Consider the following 15,966-nt stretch of genomic DNA (forward strand, 5'->3'; position numbering starts at 1 on the left):
GTCGCAGCGCTGCAAGCCTTCCTTTTAGCGCCATCTTCCCCATTGGCCTGGCCTAATGCCTATCCCGTAGGCACCATCTCACCCGGTTTGCTCTGCCGCCCCGTCGCCCATGCAAACAGCCTCGGCACGGGCGCATTTCGCTCCATCCAGTCGAAATAGTCGCGATAGGCGGAGTCGGCCATCAGGTGGCGTTCCTCGGTCTTGGCGCGCCAGTAATAGACGCCGCTGACAAGCCCCAGGATGACTGTGTTGCGGATCATGTCGACCGGATTTCCGCTGGTCACAATGAACGGCAAGGTCGCCAGCCACCAGAAGAGGTTCTTGGAGACATAGGCGGGGTGGCGCGTCCAGCGATAGGGGCCGTGGGTGAGGATGCCCCGGTGGGTGAGGTTGGAAAAGCGGATGCCGAAAGCGACCGTCGCCCAGCTGTAGATCGCCGTGAGCAGCACCAGCACGCCGCCATAGATCCCCAGCATCACGGCGGGTGCGCCCTGCAGCCAATAGCTCCAGTCGGCCGTGTTCTGGCTGTAATCGAGCGGACCGCCCGGGCTCATCAGGATGAAAGGCGGGTAACAGATCAACGCCGCGACCCAGCCCTGCGCATAGGGGTTGGCGGAACGGATATGCGCATCGAGCGGGCGCAGGGTCAGCACATAGCCGACCGTGGCAAAGGCGACATCCACCAGAAACAGGAAGCCGATCAGGAAGCGGCTCATCGCAACGGGATCGGATGTGATCTGCGCATTGGTCCAGCTGAGCACCTCGAACCAGTTGCCCGGTACGATGGAGATCATGAAAGCGGTGAAAAAGCCCTTCACGGCCCAGCTGCGGAAATGGCCGACCAGCTTTTCCCGGTCGATACCGGCGCGCTCGCCCATTAACCAGGCGCCAAGCATATAGGCGCCGTCCTTCGGCTCTCTCAGTCGCCGGTCGATCCAGAAAATATAGGGGATGGAGACGAAGAACAGCACAGGCGCGGACCAGGCCAGCATCCGCATCGCAAACAGATACTGCCCGTCCCAGTAATAGCGCGCGATGCAATAGATGGCGGCGATGATCGCCCAGGTCGCCCAGAGGCCGGCCAGCTTGGCGATGCTGATCTCGCGGGTCTCGTCATGCGATTTCAGACTGCGCGACCAGTCCAAACCCGTGCTTTCATTCTTCCAGGCCCTGTCGACGAACACCGTCCAGAGCACCATCGGCAGGCCGCAGGCGATAACGGCGAGCATCGAGGAAACCGGGCCGTTAGCGCCCGTCATCCGCCCGACAACGATCGCCGTCAACAGGCCGAAAAGCCCGGCAAAGCCGACACCGCTGGAGACCGCCGAGGGCGGCCGCGGATCGGCATGCGCGGCCCCGGCGGACGGCGCGATATCGCGGTGCACGTTCATAGGGCGCAAATCTAGGGAATAATGGTAAGTATTAGATGAAGATCGGCGATGGGGCGAAGCGGCGAAAAACCTGCTTCACATCCCGGTTTTCAGCCAGTCAGGCCGGAATATCCGCCCAGAATGTCGCGATCCGGGCGGCGATGCTGTCCGCTCGCTCGGCAATCGCCCAGTGCCCGGCGCCGCGCTCAATGTGCAGCGGCACCGCCCAGCGTTCGGCAAAAGCTTCCGCATAATGCAGCTCGACATAGGGATCGGTCTCGCCCCAGACGACAATCCCCTGTTTCGGCATATCGGCCAGTCGCTCGATCCAGTCGCCGGTAAAGCGCAGGCCGTCTGCGCTGCGATAGAGTTTGAGGATCGCCCGCTTCTTGCCGCGCGTCCAGGTTTCGGCGTCATGCGCCGCGATATCGGCGGGAATGCCGGCCCCGGCCAGCCCCTTGGCAAGAGCAGCCGGCCGGGCGAGCGCCATGACCAGTTCGCCGACCAGCGGCGTATTCCATTTGCGCGCCATCGGATGGCCACGATAATCCGGGTCGATCATCGCGTCGCTGACGATCCAGGAGCGGACCAGTTCGGGCACGAGGCTCGCCGCGCGCAGCACGAGTACCGCGCCCCAGTCATGCCCGATCAGGTCGACCGGTCCGGCCTCGGCATGGGCAGCGCGAATATAGTCGATCAGCCAGTCGGTATAGGCTTCCTTGGTCGCCGGAAATCCGTCCGGCGCGGCGTCTACAAAGCCGGGCAATGCTGGGCATCGGACCGGACCATCCAGTTCGCCCAGCGCCGCGACAAGCGGCCCCCAGATCGCCGGCGTATCCGGCACGCCGTGCACAAAAATCTTGGTGGTTCCCATCGCGCATGGGATAGCCCAGAATTGCACACGCGTCGAACTGGAAAACGCTGGAGCGGGTAGCGGGGATCGAACCCGCATCACAAGCTTGGAAGGCTAGTGCTCTACCATTGAGCTATACCCGCTCGCCACGCGCGAGGCGGGAGTTAGGCGGTTGCTACACCATATGCAATATCCGGCTGCGTATTGCCCCTATCATTAACGTGGGGATTACAGGTGACGTTAGGCCATAACATGTGCAAGACTGCCCGTGATGAACCATGAAGACACCAGGGTTACCGCGCCGCTGCGTGCGGGACGACCAACCGATGAACGCAAGACAGAGGCCATTCTCGACGCGGCGAGAGCCGTGTTTTTCCGTCATGGCTTTGGCGCGGCCTCGATAGAAGGCATCGCCGAGCAGGCCGGTGTCTCGAAGGTCACCATATACAATCGCTTCGGCGACAAAATCGGTCTGCTGGAAGCCCTGGTCCGTCGTCAGGCCCGGCATATGACCGAAATCATCAGCAAGGCCAATCGGGATGCCGCGACGCTGGAGGCACAGCTCGCAAATTTCGGCTGCACCCTGATGGGCTTTCTGCTTGAGGAGCAGCATTTCTATTTCGATTCGATGCTCGCCATCGGCAAACAGCGCCATCCCGAAGCGACCAGACGGTTTTTCGATGCCGGTCCGGGCACGATGCGCAGCGAATTGACAGCCATTCTGGAAGCCGCCCAAGCACGCGGCGACCTGACGCTGGACGAGCCCCAACGGGCCGCAGAGGATCTCCTCTCCCTGTGGAGGGGTTTCAAGGATATCGAAGCCCGGTTCGGCGTCGCCAAAATGACGAGCCGGGACGAAATCAGGAGCCATGTTCGCCGCGGGATCAATATCTTCCTGCGCGTCTATCGCAGCGAATAGCGCCTCAACGCCCCAGGCAATGCTCCGCGACAGTATCGGTAAGCTGTGCATGTTTGTCCTGCGGCAGGTCATGCCCCATGCCGTCGATCAATGCGAAGCGGGCGCCGTCGATATGGGCCGCGACATCCTCGCCGCACGCATAAGGAATAAGAGGATCGTCCGCGCCGTGAATCACCACGGTATCCGCCTGCACCCGCGACGCCCATGGCCTCAGGTTCCCGGTATCGATGATTGCCGCCATCTGGCGCGAGGGGCCTTCGGGATAAAAGCTGCGCTCGACATTCTTGCGGATCAGCTCTTCGATCTCGGCGCGCCTTTCCTCCCCGCCCGGCGAACCGATCACGGTGAAGAAATTCATGCCGGATTCCAAAGCCTCTTCGGCTGTCTCCGGCCTGTTGCGCGCCGCCTTTATCAGGGCTTTCCTGACCTCGCTATCGGGGCCGGGAAGCCCAGGCGCATTGGTCGAGGTCATCACCGGCATCAGCGTCGAAACCCGTTCGGGATAGTCGGCGGCGAGGATTTGCGAGATCATCCCGCCCATCGAAACGCCCAGAACATGCGCGCGCGCTATCTCCAGCGCATCGAGCACCCCAACCGCATCGGCCGCCATGTCGGTAAGCCGGTACGGCGCCAGCCGGCGACCCGGAAAAAAGCGCTTGACCAGAAGCTGCCAGATCGGATGCGGCGCTTTCACGCCATGCAGCTTGTCCGAGAGCCCGATATCGCGATTGTCGAAACGAATGACGCGAAACCCGCGATCGACAAGCCCGTCGACAAAGGCGTCGGGCCAGAGGGAAAGCTGACCCGAAAAACCCATTATCAGCAGGAGCGCGGGATCATTTCTGTCCCCATGATCTTCCACTTCAAGGCTGATACCGTTGGCGGTAAGCTGCATTGTCCTGTCTCCCCGGAACGCAGTTTATAGGAAAAAAATGTCGTTTGTCGCGCCCGAAATGCCGCGTGCCCGGCATGGCGCGCCGTTCACCCCCTCCCAAGTGGGGCTTTTTGTCGAGCCGAATCGCAACTTTGTCGCATGGGGTTTGAGAGGACAGGCGCGAATACCGATAACGCTCCGCAGGGGGAGATATTGCCAGTCATGAGCATCTTGCACCGCATCTCGCACGGAACGGGCATCGCCTGCCTCTTTCTCCTGGGCGCACCGGGCACGGAAATGGCCTCCCCCGCTGCAAACCAATCACAGCTGCCGGAGGGGGCACCGTCAGCCAGTGTCGCAAATGCGCGCGAAGCGCTGGCTGCCTGGATCGAATCATATCGGGCCGGTGATTATGCGGAACAATGGCGGCTCACCCATTCCCGTATCCGCCGGTGGCGTCCACGCGGCCTCTGGAATCGGGTGATGAGGAACGCGCGGCGCACCAACGGCGCGTTGATTTCATACGCTATCCTGGGCCAGGCGGAAGTTACCGCGGAGCAGCTGCCCTGTTCTGAACAGGGCCATTGCTACCGCCCCGGCATAGAATATGTGCTTTTCACCCTCGCAACCGAATATGAAAATGCCGCGCCGCCACAGCCTGAATATGTCGCCATGGCGCTCAGGGGCGGCCAATGGTATTTCGGCGGAGGGACGCTCCTAAACCGCCCCTTTGGCGAGACCTCTGTAATCATGACGGAATCGGACGAACGCCGGTACCGGCCCCGCGCGCCTGTTATCAATCGCTGAGTCCGAAGACATCTTCGGACCGCCTGAGCACATCGATTTTCGAGAATGGTGGACGGGGCTGGATTCGAACCAGCGTACGCTTACGCGGGCAGATTTACAGTCTGCTGCCTTTAACCACTCGGCCACCCGTCCATCGGGATCAAACACCGGCAATAGCCATGCAACTAACGCGGTGAAGGGCGGCTCAATGGCGAAACACCGCTTGCCTGTCAACGCCGGTTACCTGGGTCAGGCTCCATTGGCTGCACGGGCGTGGCGGCGAAATGACGAAGATATCGAGTGAAACTGCCCGGCGGGAAGGCTGACTGCCTTTTAAAGGGCGATTTTTTGCTTGAGATCGATGTCATTTCGCCGTCCCTTCGGGATTTGATCGCTTCGCCTCTGTGCTTCGTCGGAAAAACTTGCAATAGCACGGCTATCGCCGCGCTTTCCTTCCTCCCGCCAAGGCCAAGCGCTTCAAACCACGCTCCGCGCAGCCAATGGAGCCTGACCCCAGAAAGCACGGCCCTATGGCAAAGAGACGCAAGGCAAAACAGCGCGAGAGCCGCGCACCACGCTTCTGGGGGCGTCACGCCGTGCTTGCTGCACTGGACAATCCGGCACGGACGATTCGCAAACTCTGGGCGACGCATGAAGGGATAGCCGGTGTCGATATTCCCTCCGGCCTGCAGATCGAAATGGCGGGAGTTGCCGATCTCGGCCGCCTCGTGCCGCAGGATGCGCCGCATCAGGGACTGGTGATCGAAGTCGAGCCCCTTGATGATATCGGAATGGAGGATCTGCTCGCGGGTGCCGAGGATGGCCGCCCCCTGGTGGTTCTCGATCAGGTGACCGATCCCCACAATGCCGGCGCAATCATGCGCTCCGCCCTCGCCTTCAACGCACTGGGCCTGGTTACGCAGGACCGGCACGCACCGCCCGAATCAGGAGTACTGGCCAAATCCGCGTCCGGGGCGCTGGAAACACTGCCCTGGTGCCGGGTCGTCAATCTCGCCCGGGCACTGGATCAGATTGCCGATGCGGGATTCTGGCGAATCGGCCTTGCCGGCGAAGGCGAACTCACCCTGTCCGATGCTTTGGGAAGCAAGCGGATTGCGCTGGTTCTTGGCGCGGAGGGTGCCGGGATGCGCCCGAACACCGCAAGCCATTGCGACGCCGTTGCTCGCCTGCCGATCAGCGACAAGATCGAGAGCCTGAATGTTTCGAACGCCGCTGCAATCGCGCTCTATGCCGCGGCGACCAGCGAATAGACCGAAGGCCGGGTTCAGTCTTCCTGCGCGATCGTGACTTTCAGGCCGTCCAGTTCGTCTTCGAACGGAATCTGGCAGGAAAGGCGCGATCTTTCATTGCGATGGTCGGAACTGTCGAGAAGATCATTCTCGTCTTCGTCCATCTCGGGAAGTTTGGCCGCAAATTCCGGATCGACATGCACATGGCAGGTCGCGCAGGAACAACATCCTCCACACAGAGCAAGGAGCTCGTCAAAGCCATTGTCACGGATTACTTCCATCACGGTGAGGCCGTTATCCGCATCGACGGTGGTTTCTTCGCCATCGCGATTGACGACAATAAGCTTGGGCATGAACAGTTCCTTTTGGGCAGGTTCGACAAATGCTGCGGCGCGGCTATGTGATGGCCCGCAGATGAAATCAAGGGCCGTATAAGTGGGAATTGGCGAAGAACAGCTGCAAAAGTCGATGGATGCTCTGGCGATGATTGAACCCGCCTTCGGCAAACGCCTCGGCGAAATCGGCTACCCACCGCCCCGCATCCGGGATCGCGGTTATCAAACATTGTTGCGCACCATTCTTGGTCAGCAGGTTAGCGTTGCCTCCGCCGATGCCGTTTGGCGTAAGCTTTCCGATGCGCTCGGCGATGCATCCGATCCGGAAAATTTCATCACGGCAAGCGACGAAGAACTGCGCGGTGCCGGCATGAGCCGGCAGAAAAGCGGATATGCACGCAGCCTGGCGGAACGGGTTGTATCGGGCGCTCTCGACCTCGACGCGCTTCCGGAGGACGATGAAGAAGCCATCGCGGCCCTAACTGCTGTAAAAGGCATCGGCCGCTGGTCCGCCGAAGTCTATTTGCTGTTCGCCGAAGGGCGCCCGGACATCTGGCCCGCCGGCGATCTCGCCGTGCGAATAGAAACGGGGAAGATTTTGGGACAAGCGGAACGACCCAGCGAGCAGGATATTCGCGAGACGGCGGAAGCATGGCGGCCGCATCGCGGCACGGCAGCTATTTTCGCCTGGCATTCCTACAATACGCAAGTCATCTAGAGACCGTTTTTTACGCAGTCTTGTGACGGCTCAGAAAATTGTCGAGCACCGGCTCGTAAAAGGGAGCCGAAAATTCGCACCCGGCCTCGAAACCATTCACCCAGATCACCGTTGCCGGCATCGCCTGGAGCCCCGGCAATTTGATCCAGACCTGCATTTTTGCGCGTAGGTTGATCGCACTATCGACCTTGCATCCCGTCCTCGAAAGGTTGCTGATATCCGCCCTGGCCGCGTCCAGGCCAGATTTGCGGAATCCGGCCTGCACTGCCACCGGCGTGCGCGAACACAATCGGCGTTCGACGGTATCGTCGACCCTGGTCAGCAATTGAGCGGTGATGGACATCGATATCCCTTCTCTCGTTCATCCGGGTATCGGCCAAGTTCGTGAACATTGAATTGAACGACGCGGTTAACATCGAGCTAATTTGCAGTCCGCTGGCGGATATCGCGCATCACGCGGCATTCGTACCAGCGCCGGAAAGGTTAATGGACAATGGAGCCTTTGCCGCTCTTTCGCAGTTGACGTTAGCGTAAAGTCATGCTCGATAGCTGCCATGAACGCTTCGCCGCCTCCCGCCAATGTTCTCGCTTCCTACAAAGGCGCCAAACCCGATGCGCCGGACTGGTTCACCCAAGCGCTGACTCACAGGCCAGAACGCCACGAGGTGGAGAGCAACGGCGCCGCTATCGAATGCTTCACCTGGGGCAATGAGGGCAAACCGGGATTGTTCCTGCTGCATGGCGGCGGGGCCCATGGGCTTTGGTGGGCGCATATCGCGCCCTTCTTTGCCGATACCTATCGGGTCGCCGCAATGTCGATGGCGGGCATGGGAAATTCGGGCTGGAAGGATGAATATTCGATCGCAGGCCATGCCGAGGACATGCGAACCGTTGCCGAGGCGGTCGGGCTTTTTGCGGCCGGCAAACCGGTCGTCGCGGGACACAGTTTCGGCAGCGCACCCACTGCGGCGGCAGCTGCCGATCCTTCGGGCTGGGTCGGGCGCGCCTTCATCATCGACTCCTCGCTTCAAATGCGCCATTCGCCGGACCAGCACGGCCCTGCGCGGCGCGAGCGACGATATTTCGACAGTTTGGAGGAAGGTCTGGCCCGGTTCCGCTTTCTGCCCCCGCAATCGTGCGACAATCACTATGTCGCCGACATGATCGCGCGCGACGGAATTGTCGAGATCGAACCGGGGCGCTGGAGCTGGTCGCTCGATCCCAACGGATTTGGCAGCACCAAACATCTCGAAATTGCCGAAATGGTGAGGGAGGCGCATTGCCCGATGGCCGTTCTCTATGGCGAACGCTCGGCACTGATGGATGAAGAAGCCTTGACCCATCTGCACGAGATCATGCCGACGGGCACGCCGTTCGTCGCGATTCCCGATAGCGGACATCATATAATGGTCGATCAGCCCCTGGCCCTGGTGGCGGCGATGCGGGCGTTGCTCTCCGGCTGAACAGTCTATCGCGCGCGGATCAAAGAATGATACATCGCGATCATGGAAACAGATTCGACCCATAGGGCCTTTGGCGGCACCCAAGGCATATACACGCATGACAGCGAGGAAACCGGAACGCAGATGCGGTTTTCCGTGTTCGTTCCCGATCATGATGAAGGGGCGAAACTGCCGGTTGTCTGGTATCTGTCGGGGCTGACCTGCACCCATGCGAACGTCACCGACAAAGGCGAGTTCCGGCGCACTTGTGCGGAGCTCGGTTTGATCTTTGTCGCGCCCGACACATCGCCGCGCGGCGATAATGTTCCCGATGAAGAAGCCTATGATTTTGGCCAGGGCGCGGGCTTTTATGTCGATGCGACCGAAGAGCCCTGGGCCAGGAACTTCCGGATGCGCAGCTATATCGAAACAGAACTGCCAGCGCTTATCGCCAAGGAATTTCCGGTGGCCGACATGGAGCGCCAATCCATCACCGGGCATTCGATGGGCGGGCATGGCGCGCTCACTATCGCATTGCGTAACCCCGATCGCTTTCGCAGCGTGTCAGCCTTTGCACCCATAGTATCGCCACTCAATTGCCCCTGGGGCCATAAGGCGCTGACCGGATATCTCGGTACCGATCGCTCGACCTGGCGGGCCTATGACGCCTGCGCGCTGATCGAAGACGGCGCGCGGATTTCGGGGATTCTCGTCGATCAGGGCGAGGCCGACAATTTTCTCGACGAACAGCTCAAACCGCATCTGCTGGGAGAAGCCTGCGCAAAGGCCGATATTCCGCTCACGCTGACTCTTCGCACTGGCTACGATCACAGCTATTATTTCATCTCTACCTTCATGGACGCGCATTTGCGCTGGCATGCCCAACGGCTCGGCTGAAACGGTATCGCCAAATGCTTGCCCGCGGGCAAAATCGCGCCGATAAAGCGACGCGGAGGCGAGAGAGGTAAATCATGGACGATCAGGCATCGCATAACAGCTTTGTAAGGCGCTGCTTCGCCGTGCTGGCTATCGTGGCGCTGGCTGCGGTCATCCTGGCGCTGGGCAATCTTCTGCTCCTGATATTCGCCTCGCTCGTCGTCGCGGTCATCCTTCGCGCCATTGCGCGCCAGTTCATGCGTTTCGGCCTCCCCCAGGGATTGTCGGTTACGCTGGCCGTGCTCGCTCTTTTCGCGCTGCTGGGTTCGGTGGCCTGGGTCTTTGGCGGGCTTATCATCACCCAGTTCGCGGCCCTGGCCGTCAGGATACCCGAAGCAATCGATGCGACCCAGGTCGCTTTTGACAGCTGGGGCATCGACTATGATGTGCGGCAGGCCAGCCGCGATATCATGGCGCAGATTTCCGGCCTGTCGAGGCGCGCAGGCAGTTTTGCGGTGTCGGCCGGCGGGGCCGTGACCAATGTCATCCTCGTTCTCGCCGGAGCGATCTTCTTCGCCGCCCAGCCCGAGCTCTATCGCGAAGGCCTGTTACGGCTGATCCCGAAAGAGCGCGAAGCACTGGCCCGCAAGACCTGCGACGATATCGGCCGCGCGCTCGGGCTGTGGCTGAGAGCGCAGATCCTGTCCTCGTTCATTGTCGGCATCCTGATCTATGTTGCCTTGAAAATTATCGGCGTACCTTCCGCGGCGGCCCTTGCGATCATCGCGGCCCTGCTCGATTTCATTCCGTTCATCGGCCCGGTTTTCGCCGGCATCCCGGCGGTCCTCGTCGCCTTTAGCGTCAGCCCGGTTACGGCAGCATGGACGCTCGGCGTTTATGTCCTGATCCAGCAATTGCAGGGCAATATCCTCCAGCCGATCATCCAGAAACGCTCGGTCGACCTTTCCCCGGCCGTCTTGCTTTTTGCGGTCGTGGCGGCGGGCAGCCTGTTCGGCATAGTGGGCATCCTCCTCTCCGCTCCGCTTACCGTGGTCGGTTTTGTTCTGGTCCAGCGCGTCTACATCGAACAGGTGTTGCAGAAGGAACCGAAAAGGCCGGCAGGGGGCGCTTCGGCCGAATGAACCCGGTTTTGAGCGCACTGCCGACGACCATTTTCGAAGAGATGTCGAGCCGGGCCAGGGCGAGCGGGGCGATCAATCTCGGACAAGGGTTTCCCGATTCCGAGGGGCCGGACGATGTGCGGCAAGTCGCAGCGGAGGCGGTGCTCTCAGGCTGGAACCAGTATCCACCCATGCGGGGTATAGCCGAACTCAGGGCCGCTATCGCCAGCCACTATGCCGCGCATCAGGGGCTGGATCTCGACGACCAAAGCGAAACTCTCGTCACATCCGGCGCAACTGAGGCACTGGCCGCTTCGATCCTGGGCCTCGTCACCCCCGGCGACGAAGTGATACTGATCCAGCCTGCCTATGATGCCTATGCACCGCTTGTACGGCAGGCAGGCGGCGTACCGCGCTTCGTAACCACACACCCGCCTGACTGGTCGATCGCCGCCGGAATGCTCGAAGCGGCGGTTGGCGACAAGACCCGCTTCATCATCCTCAACAGCCCGCTCAACCCGGCCGCGACCATGCTCGGCGATGAAGAACTCGCCCTACTCGCCGATTTCTGCGTCAGGCATGACCTGATCGCGATCTGCGACGAAGTATGGGAGCATATCGTCTTTGACGGCCATACGCACCGCTCGCTCCTGACCATGCCGGGAATGAGGGAGCGAACCGTGAAGATCGGCTCGGCCGGCAAGATCTTTTCGCTCACCGGCTGGAAGGTCGGCTGGGTCATTGCGGCTGCACCGCTCTCCGCGGCCATCGCCAAGGCCCACCAGTTCCTGACCTTCACGACCCCACCGAATCTGCAGGCCGCCGTCGCCTACGGACTCGGCAAGGACATGACCTATTTCACGGCCATGCGCGCCGGGTATCAGGCTTCGCGGGACCGGCTCACCGACGCCTTGTCCGCCGGCGGCTATGCCGTGCTGCCCGGTATGGCGACCTATTTCCTCTCGATCGACCTTACACGGTCCGGCCTCGTCATGACCGACCGGGATTTTGCGATCCGGCTGGTCGAAGAAGCCGGCGTCGCGGTGATCCCGATATCGCCCTTTTTCGAAACAGAGCCGGTCACCAACATCGTCCGCCTGTGCTTCGCGAAAAGCGACGATGTGCTGGATAGCGCGGCCGAAAAGCTGGCGGCTGCCCACCAATTATTTGCCTAGCGCGGCGCGCGCCAGCGATAGCTGCCCGAATAGAGCCCGGCCACGGGATTACCCGAAGCATCGCGTCCCGGCCGGAAGCGTCCCCGGCTCATCACCATGTTGCAGGCCCTGGCATCGAGCTGGAAATGACCGCTCGACCCGATCGTGAAACAGGCGGTCGGCACACCGTTTGCGCCGACCCGCACCTGAAAGCGCGACGTACCTTCCTCGCCGTTACGCAGGATATTCGCCGGATAGTCGCTCGCGCGAACCCAGTTTCCCGGATTTCCGATCGGCTCGGGAGGCGTGGTCCTGGTTGTGCGGGGCGGATCGGGTTGCGCAGCAGGCCGCGTCTCGGCCGGCCGTGTCTCAACCGGCGTGGTCGGCCGCTCGGCTGCCGGTGTGCGTTCTGCCGGTGCCGTCTCGCCGGGGCTCTCGGGCACCTGCATCTCCGGGGCTGCTTCTTCCGACTGGTCTTCCTCTGCGGCGGGGTCCGGGTCGGCCTCCACAGGCAGATCATACTGACCGAGTTCCCCTTCCCGGGCATCATAGACGGTGGCGACGCAAGCCGCCGTCCGGCATTCGTCACGCCGCGCCTGGTAGGCGGCATAACCTTGTTGCAGGGCAATCCGCTGCTGACCATCGGCCTGCGTCAAAACGGCCTCATAGAGATCCGATAATTCGCTTTCGCGACTGCGCAGCGCTTCGCTGGCGCAAATGATGCCATGGCTGGCCAGATCGGTATTGGCGCAATCCACGCTTGGCGAAAGGACGCTATTCTCAGCTTCCTCACCGGATTCTCCACCGGACAGGAAAAAGAATAGCAAGAGAATCACGACTATCGCCAGCACTGCCGCCCCGATAACCATCATCGTCTTCCGGTTCGGCGGGTTGCCTCCGGCTTCCCCGTCCCCGGGCGCGGCGCGCCCCGATGCAACGGGTGCCACCTTTAACGGGCTTGGCTGATCCGGGGTGTCGGGCGGCTCGGGCAACTTTGCAGTCGCCTGTGCCGGCGACTGCTCGGCGGGTGGAGTCGGCGGCACTACAGACGGCACGCCGATGTCGGCGGCAACCGGCTCGGTCTCGGATTCCTTTTCACTTTCCGTCTCTTCTGGCGGGACCGGCGGCACCGCAGGAGGCGAAGCGACGGCGCTTTCCTCAGGCGGCGGTACAATTGCAGAAGCGACAGGTTCGCCCGCCTGCTCCTTGGCCACACTCATCGCAACGATCCGCTTGATCGTATCGATCATCCGCTGGATCGTATCGTCGCGCCGGTCGAACCAGTCGATCCACTGATAGTCGTTCAGCCAATAAGCCAGGCCTTCCGCATCGATATTCTCAAGTCGGACGGGAAAGATAAGCTTGTCGCCATTTTCCGCCATCATCAGCTCTCGCTTCACGTGGCGCGACTGATCGGACCGCGAACAGAACAAGAGAATGATCAGGTCGGACCGACGCACCTGTTCGATAATCGCCTGATCGAACGGCCGACCCGGATCGATATCGTCGGGCGCCATCCAGCCATCCACGCCGTTGCTGCCCAATACCTTTTTGAGCTGGCGGGCGGTTTCGACCTGGGAACTGTGATGACTGATAAAGGCTACAGGGCGCCTTTGACCGCTCGTGTCCGCGCCTTCAGCGCCCATTCCCGCCCCCAAAATCCTGCAATCGGCCGATGCTAACCCCCTGCTACCACCGCATATCCCGATTTCTTCGGCATATGGACCGATACGATTACACTAGGCAACCGCTCTCTCGACGGCAATGTTACACTTTGCCGGGCAGGGAGCGATGGATTGAGCGGCAGTCCACATGGGAAATCGCCAGGCGATACCCCTCCCCCCGGACCGTTTCGATCAGACGCGCCGCGCCCACTTCCCTCAGTTTCGAGCGCAGCCGGCAGAGATGCACATCGATCACATTGGTCCCCGGATCGATGGAGAGCTTGCAGACATGGCGCAGCAGTTCCGCCCGCGAAACGATGACCGGACATCGCAAGACAAGGTGCACGAGTAAATCCAGCTCGCGCGTACAGAGAGAGATCGGCTTCCCGTCATAGCGAACCCGGCGGTGAAGAAGATTGATACGAAGACGATCAAAGCCAAATTCGAAACGGGCGACATCCATCGCCGAAACCTGCCCGCACAAGACCGAAAGAGCCAGATGCACTATGGCCATATTCGACAGACCTGCGATGCCGGACACCCGGTTCAGCCCGTAACATTCAGTCGGAGCGGTTCAGCCAGTTGCGACAAAGACCGGCAAGCTGCCCGCTGGGATCGCCGGCGCCCCGTTCCAGCATGTCCTGCTTGGTCTCCGCATCGCCCGCACCGTCGACAAGTGCGACAATGGCATCGAACCGCACATGATCGCTGGGATGGCGACCGGCGAAATCCGCGACAAGCGCCCGGCCCGTCTCACCGCCTGTCGCAAGCGCCGCCCGCATCACCATCGCGCTCGGCATGGTTGTGAGCAGGCCGGCAATCTTCTTCTCCTCAAGGTCAAAACGATATTGATCGGACCAACCGGATCTGGATGACGATCCGATAAGATTGATCGAAACAGAGAGGGTTTCGGGCGGCAACTGACGATGAATGTCCCGGTGCGCGCGATACAGCAGCACCCGACCCTGTTCCAGCCGCGAGCGCTCGATGAAGCGCAGCGGTACGGCCTCGCCCGGATATCCGGCGACGTCCTCATAGTCATATTCGTAATAGTCGCTCCAATAACCGGGGCCCGCATAACCGACGGTCAGGAAACTGAAATTATGATCGTGCGGGAGATTGTAGAAAAAAGCGTGCTGGCCGCTGGCCCGGACGATGCTGTCACGTTCCGAGGGCCAGAAATTTGCCCGCACGAAATACCCCTTGCCGGCATGGAGCATGACAACCTGTATGCCGTAACGGTTGTGGCGCGCCTGTTCGCCGCAGCGGTTTTCGAGCTCCCGGATGACGAACTCGGCCAGAAAGCGGCGATTGTTCGCCAGCCTGCCGAGCTGCGGTGCAAACGCAGCGAGCGAGGCCTCGTCGCAGGGATCGACATTGCCCGCGTCGACCGACTCAACAAACTCTTCCAAACCGATCGCATCGGTATCGGGGCAGCTTAGCTCGACTGGCATACTGACGGACTTTTCGGGCCGGAGAGGCGCCGGAGCAGATCCAGGGTCTGGCATGCGGCAAACCGAATTTCATGATGCGGGTCGTTTCTCGCCATTTCGGTCAATCGCGGCAATGCCGAGACCGGATCCAGGGAAACCCATTCCCGCATCACATCCCAGCGTACGTAAAAAGGTGCTTCGGCTATCACCCGATTAAAAACGGCCGGTGCGCTAGGCACACCGAAACGGGAGAGAAAGCTCGCCATGAGCTGAACCCGGGACCAGGCCTCCGAGCCGCTGCTCCGGCCGACACACTGGCCCGAGTCGGCCTCATATTCCCGCGCCAGTTCTGCACCGCCAACCCGCAGCTCCCCGTATAGGAAGAGCACAAGGCTATCGGCATGGTCGAACACAAAGCTTCGCTGTGCCAGATCGATGGAGAGCAGTTCGGCCTGGGCAATCTCTTTATCACCCAGGCGCAGACATTGAGTCCCTGCATCAGGATTTGTGTCGCTCCGGCCATGCTTTTCCCAAAAAGACATGCGCAGGCCGCCCGGTTCGAGAAATTTCAACCAGGCGCGGCTGCCGGAGAAAAAGACCGATCCCTTTTCCTGTCTCTGACGCTTGCATGCGCGCAGCCGGGCGGAGTCGATGGCGCACAGAGATATGGTGACACCGGGCAGTTCGAGCAGCAGGGCGCTTTCATGAAAAGCGCCCGACGCGGGACGAAAGGGTGGCACGAAGAAACAGTCTTTTCCCGCCTCCCCGATCCAGTCCCGAGTGAGCATGGTCACCCAGTCCGTGTCCGCGAACAGCTTTTCTATCGCCGTGCCGATAGTGCCACATTCATCTTCTCCCAGCCCCTCTACAGCCTGCAAGAAAGCCGCCACCGGCGGGAATGCCTCAAGGCGGCGGCGCGCTGCCGCCGTGCGTTCCCGTCCGGTATTGTCGAGGTCTGCGCAGTCGAGCCAGGCCCGAAATTCATCACGCGGCTTCATCGCTGTTGCCAGTTCAGCTGCTGGGCGGGTTGATGATCAGAATGGCGATGCACTGGGCGCCGCCAACCTCCTGCTGCACGTTCGAACCATGCGCAGCAACGCTGGTCTCCAGCTCCGGCAGTTCTTCAATATCGATTGCACGATCTTCCACGACGCCCCCCTGTTTCGTTCAA

Annotated in this window: 18 protein-coding genes and 2 tRNA genes; 8 read left to right on the forward strand and 12 right to left on the reverse strand. The window is 61.1% G+C overall.

Features of this window, described 5'->3' with window-relative positions:
• Positions 1-59 precede the first annotated feature (59 nt).
• From DFR46_RS06400 to DFR46_RS06410, 3 genes are all read right to left on the reverse strand, one after another.
• A complete protein-coding gene (locus DFR46_RS06400; protein WP_116235686.1) occupies positions 60-1,391 on the reverse strand; it encodes a methyltransferase family protein in 1,332 nt (443 codons plus the stop codon).
• Positions 1,392-1,488: 97 nt separating this feature from the next.
• Positions 1,489-2,244 carry an alpha/beta fold hydrolase gene (locus DFR46_RS06405; RefSeq protein WP_116235687.1) on the reverse strand — a complete coding sequence of 252 codons (756 nt, stop codon included), beginning with the start codon at positions 2,242-2,244 and terminating at the stop codon, positions 1,489-1,491.
• 48 nt (positions 2,245-2,292) lie between these two features.
• Positions 2,293-2,366 (reverse strand) — tRNA-Gly (locus DFR46_RS06410).
• Between the two features lie 128 nt (positions 2,367-2,494).
• Here DFR46_RS06410 and DFR46_RS06415 point away from each other — a divergent pair.
• Entirely contained in the window at positions 2,495-3,142 is a 648-nt protein-coding gene (locus tag DFR46_RS06415; protein WP_116235688.1) for a TetR/AcrR family transcriptional regulator, read from the forward strand.
• A 4-nt stretch (positions 3,143-3,146) separates the two neighbouring features.
• Here DFR46_RS06415 and DFR46_RS06420 read toward each other — a convergent pair whose 3' ends face one another.
• Positions 3,147-4,037 (reverse strand): alpha/beta fold hydrolase, encoded by an 891-nt coding sequence (locus DFR46_RS06420; RefSeq protein WP_116235689.1) that lies wholly within the window; start codon positions 4,035-4,037, stop codon positions 3,147-3,149.
• Between the two features lie 201 nt (positions 4,038-4,238).
• Between DFR46_RS06420 and DFR46_RS06425 the strand changes: the two genes are divergently transcribed.
• Positions 4,239-4,823, forward strand: coding sequence for a DUF4019 domain-containing protein (locus tag DFR46_RS06425; RefSeq protein WP_116235690.1), 585 nt, complete (start codon positions 4,239-4,241; stop codon positions 4,821-4,823).
• Between the two features lie 46 nt (positions 4,824-4,869).
• Here the strand turns inward: DFR46_RS06425 and DFR46_RS06430 are convergent.
• A tRNA-Tyr gene (locus DFR46_RS06430) sits at positions 4,870-4,955 on the reverse strand.
• A 377-nt stretch (positions 4,956-5,332) separates the two neighbouring features.
• Between DFR46_RS06430 and DFR46_RS06435 the strand changes: the two genes are divergently transcribed.
• Positions 5,333-6,073 (forward strand): TrmH family RNA methyltransferase, encoded by a 741-nt coding sequence (locus DFR46_RS06435; RefSeq protein ID WP_116235691.1) that lies wholly within the window; start codon positions 5,333-5,335, stop codon positions 6,071-6,073.
• A gap of 14 nt (positions 6,074-6,087) precedes the next feature.
• On the opposite strand, the gene DFR46_RS06440 is transcribed toward DFR46_RS06435, so the two are convergent.
• Complete coding sequence (locus DFR46_RS06440) at positions 6,088-6,405, reverse strand: 2Fe-2S iron-sulfur cluster-binding protein (RefSeq protein WP_116235692.1); 318 nt, start codon at positions 6,403-6,405, stop codon at positions 6,088-6,090.
• 82 nt (positions 6,406-6,487) lie between these two features.
• Here DFR46_RS06440 and DFR46_RS06445 point away from each other — a divergent pair, with 82 nt between their 5' ends.
• Positions 6,488-7,105, forward strand: a complete 618-nt coding sequence (locus DFR46_RS06445; RefSeq protein WP_116235693.1) for a DNA-3-methyladenine glycosylase family protein — start codon at positions 6,488-6,490, stop codon at positions 7,103-7,105.
• A gap of 10 nt (positions 7,106-7,115) precedes the next feature.
• On the opposite strand, the gene DFR46_RS06450 is transcribed toward DFR46_RS06445, so the two are convergent.
• Positions 7,116-7,448, reverse strand: coding sequence for a PilZ domain-containing protein (locus DFR46_RS06450; RefSeq protein WP_116235694.1), 333 nt, complete (start codon positions 7,446-7,448; stop codon positions 7,116-7,118).
• A gap of 211 nt (positions 7,449-7,659) precedes the next feature.
• On the opposite strand from DFR46_RS06450, the gene DFR46_RS06455 reads away from it, so the two are divergent.
• The 4 genes from DFR46_RS06455 to DFR46_RS06470 all read left to right on the forward strand — a co-directional run bounded on the left by DFR46_RS06455 (position 7,660) and on the right by DFR46_RS06470 (position 11,719).
• On the forward strand, positions 7,660-8,568 hold the full coding sequence (locus DFR46_RS06455) for an alpha/beta fold hydrolase (RefSeq protein WP_116235695.1): 909 nt from the start codon (positions 7,660-7,662) through the stop codon (positions 8,566-8,568).
• A gap of 42 nt (positions 8,569-8,610) precedes the next feature.
• The gene (gene fghA / locus DFR46_RS06460; protein ID WP_116235696.1) at positions 8,611-9,444 is read left to right on the forward strand and encodes an S-formylglutathione hydrolase; all 834 of its coding nucleotides are present in this window, start codon (positions 8,611-8,613) and stop codon (positions 9,442-9,444) included.
• Positions 9,445-9,518: 74 nt separating this feature from the next.
• On the forward strand, positions 9,519-10,565 hold the full coding sequence (locus DFR46_RS06465; protein ID WP_116235697.1) for an AI-2E family transporter: 1,047 nt from the start codon (positions 9,519-9,521) through the stop codon (positions 10,563-10,565).
• Positions 10,562-11,719: an aminotransferase gene (locus DFR46_RS06470; protein WP_116235698.1), complete on the forward strand. Its 1,158-nt coding sequence runs from the start codon at positions 10,562-10,564 to the stop codon at positions 11,717-11,719. The genes DFR46_RS06465 and DFR46_RS06470 overlap by 4 nt, the downstream gene beginning before the upstream one ends.
• Here DFR46_RS06470 and DFR46_RS06475 read toward each other — a convergent pair.
• The 5 genes from DFR46_RS06475 to DFR46_RS14795 all read right to left on the reverse strand — a co-directional run bounded on the left by DFR46_RS06475 (position 11,716) and on the right by DFR46_RS14795 (position 15,944).
• Complete coding sequence (locus tag DFR46_RS06475; protein WP_116235699.1) at positions 11,716-13,344, reverse strand: TIR domain-containing protein; 1,629 nt, start codon at positions 13,342-13,344, stop codon at positions 11,716-11,718. The two genes, DFR46_RS06470 and DFR46_RS06475, sit on opposite strands and share 4 nt — an antisense overlap.
• Before the next feature lie 121 nt (positions 13,345-13,465).
• Positions 13,466-13,876, reverse strand: coding sequence for a winged helix-turn-helix domain-containing protein (locus tag DFR46_RS06480; RefSeq protein WP_147297631.1), 411 nt, complete (start codon positions 13,874-13,876; stop codon positions 13,466-13,468).
• A 46-nt stretch (positions 13,877-13,922) separates the two neighbouring features.
• Entirely contained in the window at positions 13,923-14,816 is an 894-nt protein-coding gene (locus DFR46_RS06485) for a transposase (protein WP_116235701.1), read from the reverse strand.
• Positions 14,801-15,793 carry a hypothetical protein gene (locus DFR46_RS06490; RefSeq protein ID WP_116235702.1) on the reverse strand — a complete coding sequence of 331 codons (993 nt, stop codon included), beginning with the start codon at positions 15,791-15,793 and terminating at the stop codon, positions 14,801-14,803. The genes DFR46_RS06485 and DFR46_RS06490 overlap by 16 nt, the downstream gene beginning before the upstream one ends.
• A 13-nt stretch (positions 15,794-15,806) precedes the next feature.
• Complete coding sequence (locus tag DFR46_RS14795) at positions 15,807-15,944, reverse strand: hypothetical protein (protein ID WP_162843407.1); 138 nt, start codon at positions 15,942-15,944, stop codon at positions 15,807-15,809.
• Positions 15,945-15,966 lie beyond the last annotated feature (22 nt).

The organism is Parasphingopyxis lamellibrachiae (genome assembly GCF_003385775.1).
GTDB lineage: Bacteria > Pseudomonadota > Alphaproteobacteria > Sphingomonadales > Sphingomonadaceae > Parasphingopyxis > Parasphingopyxis lamellibrachiae.